Annotated in this window: 8 protein-coding genes; 7 read left to right on the top strand and 1 reads right to left on the bottom strand. The window is 60.7% G+C overall.

Features of this window, described 5'->3' with window-relative positions; translation table 11 throughout:
- Positions 1-24: 24 nt before the first annotated feature.
- The 7 genes from CFter6_RS12655 to CFter6_RS12625 all read left to right on the top strand — a co-directional run bounded on the left by CFter6_RS12655 (position 25) and on the right by CFter6_RS12625 (position 6,983).
- The gene (locus tag CFter6_RS12655; protein ID WP_061540225.1) at positions 25-978 is read left to right on the top strand and encodes a TauD/TfdA family dioxygenase; all 954 of its coding nucleotides are present in this window, start codon (positions 25-27) and stop codon (positions 976-978) included.
- Between the two features lie 52 nt (positions 979-1,030).
- Positions 1,031-1,948, top strand: coding sequence for a TauD/TfdA family dioxygenase (locus CFter6_RS12650; protein ID WP_061540224.1), 918 nt, complete (start codon positions 1,031-1,033; stop codon positions 1,946-1,948).
- A 47-nt stretch (positions 1,949-1,995) separates the two neighbouring features.
- Complete coding sequence (locus CFter6_RS12645; RefSeq protein ID WP_061540223.1) at positions 1,996-3,180, top strand: hypothetical protein; 1,185 nt, start codon at positions 1,996-1,998, stop codon at positions 3,178-3,180.
- 164 nt (positions 3,181-3,344) lie between these two features.
- The gene (locus CFter6_RS12640; protein ID WP_061540222.1) at positions 3,345-4,508 is read left to right on the top strand and encodes a JmjC domain-containing protein; all 1,164 of its coding nucleotides are present in this window, start codon (positions 3,345-3,347) and stop codon (positions 4,506-4,508) included.
- Between the two features lie 128 nt (positions 4,509-4,636).
- Positions 4,637-5,740, top strand: a complete 1,104-nt coding sequence (locus CFter6_RS12635) for an ABC transporter substrate-binding protein (protein ID WP_082814742.1) — start codon at positions 4,637-4,639, stop codon at positions 5,738-5,740.
- 17 nt (positions 5,741-5,757) lie between these two features.
- Complete coding sequence (locus CFter6_RS12630; RefSeq protein WP_061540220.1) at positions 5,758-6,576, top strand: alpha/beta fold hydrolase; 819 nt, start codon at positions 5,758-5,760, stop codon at positions 6,574-6,576.
- A gap of 2 nt (positions 6,577-6,578) precedes the next feature.
- A complete protein-coding gene (locus tag CFter6_RS12625) occupies positions 6,579-6,983 on the top strand; it encodes a VOC family protein (RefSeq protein ID WP_061540219.1) in 405 nt (134 codons plus the stop codon).
- Here the strand turns inward: CFter6_RS12625 and CFter6_RS12620 are convergent.
- Positions 6,980-8,179, bottom strand: a complete 1,200-nt coding sequence (locus tag CFter6_RS12620; RefSeq protein ID WP_082814741.1) for an IscS subfamily cysteine desulfurase — start codon at positions 8,177-8,179, stop codon at positions 6,980-6,982. The two genes, CFter6_RS12625 and CFter6_RS12620, sit on opposite strands and share 4 nt — an antisense overlap.
- Positions 8,180-8,424: the final 245 nt, after the last annotated feature.

Here is an 8,424-nt window from a genome sequence, read left to right as displayed (position 1 = left end):
GGCCGTTTTCAGGAGAGAAGCAATATGCAGAACATTGTAGAAAATATCGCGGCAACGGTGACGGCCGGCACGGGTTTTCCAGCGCTGGTGGAAGTCGATCCAGACCTTCCCGATTGCTACCAGTGGCTGGCGGTGTCAACCCCGGAGCTGGGCAGGCTGCTGCTGCAGGCGGGCGCTGTCCTGCTCAGGGGTCTGCCGCTGCAGGATGCGGAAGACTTCAGGCGGGCGGTGGCGGCGATGGCGCCGGCACTGCGCGACTATTCCGGCGGCACCTCGCCGCGCAGCCAGGTGGCCGACGGCGTGTATACCTCGACCGAATATCCAAAACACCTGGAGATCCCGCTCCACAACGAGATGTCCTACGCCAGCCGCTGGCCGCAGCGGCTGTATTTTTTCTGCAATACGCCGCCGGACAGCGGCGGCGAAACCCCGGTCGCCGATTCCAGGAAAATCCTGGCCGCGATGCCGGCCGATATCGTCTCGGAATTCGAGCGCCGCCAGCTGATGTATGTGCGCAACCTGGCCTCGGCCGAATCCAGGTACAACTCCTGGACCAAGGTTTTTCTCACCGGCGACAAGGCCAGGGTGGAAGGGTATTGCCGCGACATGGACATCGGTTTTGAATGGCTGGCGAGCGGCGGCTTGCGCATCAGCGAAATCCGGCCGGCCTTGCGCACCCATCCTGTCACCGGCGAACTGGTCTGGTTCAACCAGGCACACCTGTTCCATGCCTCCAACACGCCGCTGGCGAGCAACCTCAGCGCGCAGATCGAAAGCGGCTTGCCGATGGCGGCTTATTACGGCGACGGCGGCCGCATAGCCAACGATACGCTGGCGACCGTGCGCGAAGTCATGCGTGGCGCCAGGACCATGTTCCGCTGGCAGAAAGGCGATTTGCTGGTGGTCGACAACGTATTGGCGGCCCATGGCCGCATGCCGTTCGACGGCCAGCGCCAGATACTGGTCGCCATGTCATGAGGCTGGCTATCGGACCAGGCATTCCTTTTCAACTTCGCAATCCAGGAAACCCATGAATATTTCAAGCACCAGACAAGAACCGCTTGCAGCCTGGATCAGGCAGCACCGCAAGCAGGTCGACGAAGCCCTGTGGGCGGATGGTTATGTCCTGTTCCGCGGTTTCGAGGTCGGCGGACTCGAAGGCTTCGAGCGCTGCGCGGAATCTGCCTGCGACAGGCTCTACAAACACTATGGCGACCTGCCGCTGGCCAGCGCCAGCGAGAATGTCTATTTTGCGACGCCGTATCCCAAGCATCTCGAGATCCAGTTCCATAACGAAGCCTCGCACACCAGCAGCTGGCCGTCACGGCAGCTGTTCTATTGCCTGGAACCGGCGCCCGAAGGCGGCGAGTGGACCCTGTCCGACGGCCGCCTGGTGGCCGGCAAACTGCCGGCTGCCATGCTGGATCGTTTTCGCCAGCAAGGGCTGGTCTACCGACGCCGCTTCATCCGCGGGCTGGATGCATCGTGGGAACAGTTCTTCAAGGTCGACAGCCTGCAGCAGCTGAAGCAGAAGGTCGCCGCCAGCGGACACGAGATCGACGCGCCATCCGAGAATGACGTCACGGTGTCGTATCGCACCAAGGCCTTGCTGCAAATCCCGGAACGGGGCACGGAATCGTGGTTCAACCAGATCCTGCTGCATCATCCCGATGCCTTGCCGCCGGAGGTGGAGGCCTTGCTGAGCAAGCATTTCAGCCGCGACAAGTTTCCGCGCACGGTGTTTTTCGGCGACGGCAGCAGCATCCCGCCGGACTGGATCAAGACTATCGATACCGCGCTCAACGAATGTTCGGTGCGGATCCAGACCCAGGCCAACGACGTGCTGCTGGTCAACAACCTGCTGCTGGCGCACGGACGCCGGCCGTATTCGGGAAATCGCCAGATACGGGTCGCGCTGGGCGACATGCGCGCGCACGGAGCGCTTTGACCCTAATCGCCAACACAATCTTTCAACATATCTCGGCAGGAGGCAGGATGATCAAGCGCCAGCACATAGTGAGCGATTTTTTCGGAGAAGCGGAGGCCATGCGCACGGCTTTTGATGCGCGCGTCAAGGATTCGTACAAACAGACCGTCAACTGGCAGTATTTTTGCGCGCCGCAGATGTACACCTACTTGCGCACGGTGCCGCAGCAGGTGATCCCGGAGCCTCTGTTCGGCCGCTTCATGCAGCACATGAAGCAGTGGTGCATAGACAACCTCGGCCTGATCCCCACCGGTGCGCCCAACCTGCACCTGATGGTCAACGGCTGCACTCTGGGGCTGCACAGTGATTTCCACAACGGCACCTGGGGTTTCGTCTATTCGCTGACGCGCTGGCAGAACCGCAAATTTTCCGGCGGCGAGACGCTGCTGATGCGCGACGGCGTGCCGAGCTACAAGAAACACCATGTCCATGGCGAAGTGCTGTACGAACTGGTGCCGGCCCATTTCAACCAGCTGCTGCTGTTCGATGACCGCATCGTGCACGGCACCCAGACCATCGAAGGCAGCATGGATCCGATCGAAGGGCGCATCGCCCTGGTCGGTCACCTGCGCGCCACCTCGCCGCTGGTGACCGGTCCGCTGGACGCCGCCGCGGCGCGCAAGGTGATCCTGGAGTGCCAGCGCCGGCTGGGCGAACAGGCCAGGGAGCACAAGGATGTGCAGGGCACGATCACTTTCCGGCTTGCGGTGGCGGCGTCCGGCGCGGTCGAATCGGTCGCGGTGCTGACCGATAACCTGGTGACGGCGCTGGCCGGCTACGACGCCTCGGCCGAGGTGACGGCGGTCAAGGCCATGGTGCAGCAGGCGGTGGCGAAGCTGGTCTTTCCTTCCTCCAGCGGAAAATCCACCGTGGTCGCGGCGGTGCTGGTGCCGCTGCCGGATTTCCGGCCGATCGAAATCGTGGTGCCGCACGCCGGCCGTCCCGCCAGGCTGCAGGAATCGTTCAAGGCGCGGCTCAAGGATAGCGAAGCGCTGGGTTTTGTGGTCGACCTGGAGGGTAACCTGGAGAGTAATACGTTTGTCGTGCGCGAACCCATTGCCGGCACCATCCGCATCGAGGCCAACCGTATCGTGGCGGCATTCGATCCGCCGATGTGGGTGCCTTCCCAGCGCGACCAGTTTGAGGCGGGGCTGAGCGAAAACCTGGAATTCCTGGCGAAATACGGCGGCTGAGTGCTGCATCGGCGCCCAGCTGGCAGTGGCACAAAATTAATATTGCAACATGGAAATATTGTGCTAATCTCAATCATGCAAGCGTATCAATCTTCTGGAGGAGCCCGCTGAAGCGGGCCTGGTTTCCTAGTTGTCCCTGGTAGTTCCAAGCAAGGGGAGCGACGATGAAAAAGCTGGGATTGGCCGACCTGATACATCCATTGGCGGTAGACGCCTTCATGGCGCGCTACTGGCAAAAGAAACCGTATGTGTGCCACGGTTCACCGCAACGCTTCGCCGACATCGCCGCCATCCGCGAACTGTCCAGCATCGATGCGCTGCTGGAAGCCTGGCGCGGCGACGCCGACGCCTGGGCCCCGCGCGACACCAAAAACCCGCTGATCAACGCCACCGCGCGACAATTGCCGGCTTTTTATGAAAGCGGCTACACGCTGTACCTGAGCAAGGTGGAAGACCATGTGCCGGCGCTGGAACCGATTGCGCGGGCACTGGAACGCGACCTCGGGCTGCGCCAGGACGATGTCTATTTCGAAGCGTTCATTTCGCAAGGCACCGGCTCGACTTTCCATTTCGATCCGAACGTCACCATCAACATACAGCTGATCGGCAGCAAGCAGTGGAGCGTCGCCGCCAACCAGCATGTGGTCAACCCGCATGTCGGCTGGTCTTCCGGCGCGGCGGTCAACGAACACATGCAGCGCTATGCGCGCCAGCCGTTCCCTACGCGCATGCCGTCCAGCTGCAAGAGTTTCGAAGCCAAACCCGGCACCCTGGTGTACCTGCATCCGGGCTACTGGCATTGCACCCTCAACCACGAACCGTCGCTGTCCCTGCTGTTCACCATCAACCCGCCGTCCTGGACCGACCTGCTGATGGAAGAAATCAAGGAGCGCATGCTGAAGCACGACGCCGGCCGCGAACTGGCCTTCGGCCTCGGTTCCACCGTGGGGCAGGAAGAAAAGCGGCAGCGCCTGCAAAGCCTGATCGACGCCACCGGCGAGGCCGTGGCGACACTCTCTGCCACGGCTTTACTGGCCGACTGGGGCGGCACGTTTACCGCCTCGTTCGAGCGCAATCCGCAGGTCGAATTCGAGATCGACGGCAGCCGCAACGACGCAATGCTGGTGATGAAATCGGGCCGCAGGCGCGAGCGCAGCACCCTGGCGCCGGACGCCCGGCAAGTGCTGCAATGGATAAGCGCACGTAAAAGACCTTTCCACGGCCACCATGCGGTGCAGGCGCTGGGTGCGGTGGCGGCGGCACGCATAGGGGAGATACTGGAAGAGTTTGCCGAGATCGGTTTGATCCTGCGCAAGAATAACTATTGACGAAATATTAATCTGTTTGTCTTGTCCTGATCTTTCGAAGATCAAATAGCTCGAAAAATGAAAGCTATTTGCAAGCTTCGGAAGAGTATTGTCGACCAAAAATAATCATAATCAGGGAGACAATCGGCATGAAGACATTGTTTGCACTTCTTTTCCTGGCGTCCATGGCAAGCGCCGGCGCCCAGGAAAAGATCGTCATCGGCCAATCCGTGGAGCTGTCGGGCGAAGCCACCGGCAAGGAAAACATGGAGGGCGCGCTGGCTTACTTCGGCTGGGTCAATGCGCAGGGCGGGGTGCATGGGCGCACGATCGAACTGAAAACCTATGACGACCAGCGCAAGCCGGAAACCACCAGGCTCAATACCGAGAAGCTCCTGAAGCAGGATAATGCGCTGGCGCTGTTCGGCTATCGCAGCACGCCGACGGTAGAAGCTGTCCTGCCCATGCTGCAGGCGGAAAAAGTGCCGCTGATCGCACCGTTTTCCGGCGGCCAGAACCTGCACCAGCCATTCAATCCTTACCTGTTCAACTTGCGCGCCAGCTACCAGGACGAAACGGCGAAGATGGTCGAGCTGTTCAGTTCGCTGGCGATCCGCAAGGTGGCGATCCTGTACCAGGACGACAGTTTCGGCCGCGACGGCCTGGCAGGCTTCCAGCGCAACCTGGCGGCGCACAAGCTGAGCGCCGTGGTGACGGCCAGCTATGACCGCAAGGACCTGAAAATCGACAAGGCGGTCGACGCCATAGTCGCCGGCAATCCGCAGGCCGTGCTGATGGCTTGCACGCCGTCGGCCTGCGCCGATTTTGTCAAGCAGGTCCACAAGAAAGGATTCCACCCCAGCTTCATGATGCTTTCCAACGTCAGCTCCGACAGCTTTTTCGAATCGCTGGGCGAAGACGGGCGCGGAGTGAGCGTGATGCAGGTGATGCCGTACCCGAAGAATTTCGACGCCAGCGTGACGCGCGAATTCCAGAGCGTCCTGAAAGCCATACCCAAGCCGCCGCCGTCTTCCTATTCGACATTCGAAGGTTTTGTGGCGGCCAAGCTGCTGACAGAGGGGCTGCGCCGCGCCGGCCCCAACCCGACCAGGCAGAAACTGATGGCGGCGCTGGAAACCATGCGCGATTTCGACCTGGGCGGAGTGCGGGTATCCTATACACCGAACAATCATGACGGTTCGAAATTCGTGGAAATGATCATGATCGGCAAACACGGCGCGATTTTACGCTGAACACTGCAAGGAACAGCGTGGAAGCATTCGACGACGACCTCAGCAATTTCGCAGCGCATGGCGCCACGCCGCTGCCCGCGGCGGGAGACCAGGGCCATGTAAGCCACGACGGCGCCCGCATCTGGTACGCGACCTATGGCTCGGGGCCGCCGGTGATCCTGCTGCATGGCGGCCTCGGCCATAGCGGCAACTGGGGTTACCAGTTGCCCATGCTGGTCGGCTCGGGCCGTAGCGTGGTGCTGATCGATAGCCGCGGCCACGGCCGCAGCACGCGCGATTCGCGGCCGTTCAGCTACGAGCTGATGGCGTCCGACGTATTGACCGTGATGAATGTCTTGCATATAAAAACAGCGCCGCTTGTAGGCTGGAGCGACGGCGCCTGCACCGCACTGGTACTGGCCATGCAATCTCCGGCGCGCGTCGGCGGCGTATTTTTCTTTGGCTGTAACATGGATCCGAGCGGCGTCAAGGAATTCCAGCCGACTCCCGTCATCGACCGCTGTTTCAGTCGGCACGCCATGGACTACGCCCAACTGTCGGCGACGCCGGATCAGTTTTCCGCGTTTGCCGAGGCGGTGGGGCTGATGATGAAGACGCAACCCAATTATTCGGCGCGCGACCTGGCCGAGATCAAAGTGCCGGTAGTGATCGTGCAAAGCGAACATGACGAATTCATCAAGGCCGAACACGCCGAGTACCTGAGCCGCAGCATTCCGGGTGCGGAGTTGATCCTGATTCCAGGCGTCAGCCATTTTGCGCCGCTGCAGCGGCCGCCGCAATTCAATGGTGTAATGCAGGCTTTCCTCGACAAGGTCGGCGCACTCCAGGAGCGATGACGATGCAGCAATCCAACTACCTGTTTTTCACCACCAGCTGCGAGCAGGCGCTGGCCTTCTACACCGAGTGCGGGCTGGGCCAGGTGGCCGAGGTCATGTATTACGGCGCCGGCGGCATACCGCTGAAGAACGAGGCGATGCGCGGCAAGATCATGCATTCGAGGTTTGAAGGGCCGGGCGTGCGGTTTTATGCTTCAGATAATGACGACGCCGAACCGATGCGCGGCTCGGCGCATATCCTCATGACCGACAGCCGCGAGCAGACCGACCAGCTGTTCGCATGTTTGGGCCAAGGCGCAAATATCACCACGCCGCTTGCCATCCAGCCCTGGGGCGATTACTTCGGCAAGCTGACGGACCGCTTCGGAGTGCAGTGGATGCTCAACTGTCCCACCCGGACGACTTAAGAGTTCAGCAATTGCCTCAGCGTCGCCACCGTATAGTCGATTTCCTGCGCGGTGGTGTAGCGTCCCAATGAAAAGCGGATCGCGCTGCGCGCCAGCGCATCCGGCCGTCCCAGGCTGGACAGCACATAGGATGGCGCGGCGTTGGCGGAGTTGCAGGCCGAGCCGGCCGAAACCGCGATATCCATCAGCTGCGCCGCGATAGGCGTGCTGCCGGGGATTTCAAAACTGAGGTTGAGGTTGTGCGGAACGCGCTGCCGGCGATCGCCGTTGAGCACCACTCCAGGGCAATCGCGCAAGCCATCCCACAAACGCTCCTGCAAGCTGCTTATCCTTGCACTTTCGCTCTCCAGCAGCTTGGCCGCCAGGCTGAATGCTTCGCCCGTGCCGACGATCTGGTGGGTGGCCAGGGTGCCGGAACGCATGCCGTTTTCGTGGCCGCCGCCGTCGATCTGCGCTTCCAGCTTCAGCGCCGGATCGTGGCGCACGAACAGCGCGCCTATTCCTTTCGGACCGTAGACCTTGTGCGCGCTGAACGACATCAGGTTGACTTTCAGGCTGCGCAAGTCGATGGCGACCTTGCCGGCCGCTTGCGCGGCGTCGACGTGGAACACGATATCGCGCCCGGCGCAGATTTCTCCCAGTTCGGCAACCGGCTGGATCACACCGATCTCGTTATTGACCATCATGACGGAAACGATGATGGTGTCGGTCCGCAGCGCCGCCTTGAATGCTTCCAGGTCGATCAGGCCGTTCGGCTGCGGCGCCAGGTAAGTCACTTCGAAACCTTCGCGTTCCAGCGTGCGCATGGTGTCCAGCACCGCCTTGTGCTCGGTGCTCATGGTCACCAGGTGGCGTCCGCGGCCGCGCTCGCGCAAGACGTGGGCGGCGCCTTTCAAGGCCAGGTTGTTCGATTCGGTGGCGCCGGAGGTCCAGACGATCTCGCTGGCCTGCGCTCCCACCAGCGCGGCCACCTGCCGGCGCGCCTGTTCCACCGCCGCCTTGGCTTCCCAGCCGAACGCATGCGAACTGCTGGCCGGATTGCCGAATTTCTCTGTCAGGTATTCGCACATCTTGACCGCCACCGCCGGATCGACTGGCGTGGTGGCTGAATAATCGAGGTAGATCGGGAGCTGCGGCGTGGTTGTCGCTTGTGATTTATCTGGTGCTACGGTGGTACAGGCACTGGCTGCGATCATGTTAAGAAATCCCGAAATGGCACGAACAGTACTTTACGCTTAAAGCGTTATTTGAAAAACAAATATTATTTCATTTTAATATGCGTTTATTGTTATTCAATGACGTCGTTTTTTTAAAATCGTCCGGCGATTTAAGTTCGATTCGACTCTCCGCAATTTGATCTCTTACTCCTCGCGCAAAGTGATTGGAGAAAATTAACGTTGTTAAATTACAACATTTCTAACGAGTAAAAAGTTGAATATGG

The sequence above is a fragment of the Collimonas fungivorans genome (assembly GCF_001584145.1).
Taxonomy (GTDB): domain Bacteria; phylum Pseudomonadota; class Gammaproteobacteria; order Burkholderiales; family Burkholderiaceae_D; genus Collimonas; species Collimonas fungivorans.
This window is presented reverse-complemented; position numbering and strand designations above follow the sequence as displayed.

Bases quoted from the DNA above. Each gene is read 5' to 3' on its own strand.
- CFter6_RS12655 (WP_061540225.1), top strand. From the start codon at position 25: ATGCAGAACATTGTAGAAAATATCGCGGCAACGGTGACGGCCGGCACG.
- CFter6_RS12650 (WP_061540224.1), top strand. From the start codon at position 1,031: ATGAATATTTCAAGCACCAGACAAGAACCGCTTGCAGCCTGGATCAGG.
- CFter6_RS12645 (WP_061540223.1), top strand. From the start codon at position 1,996: ATGATCAAGCGCCAGCACATAGTGAGCGATTTTTTCGGAGAAGCGGAG.
- CFter6_RS12640 (WP_061540222.1), top strand. From the start codon at position 3,345: ATGAAAAAGCTGGGATTGGCCGACCTGATACATCCATTGGCGGTAGAC.
- CFter6_RS12635 (WP_082814742.1), top strand. From the start codon at position 4,637: ATGAAGACATTGTTTGCACTTCTTTTCCTGGCGTCCATGGCAAGCGCC.
- CFter6_RS12625 (WP_061540219.1), top strand. From the start codon at position 6,579: ATGCAGCAATCCAACTACCTGTTTTTCACCACCAGCTGCGAGCAGGCG.
- CFter6_RS12620 (WP_082814741.1), bottom strand. From the start codon at position 8,179: ATGATCGCAGCCAGTGCCTGTACCACCGTAGCACCAGATAAATCACAA.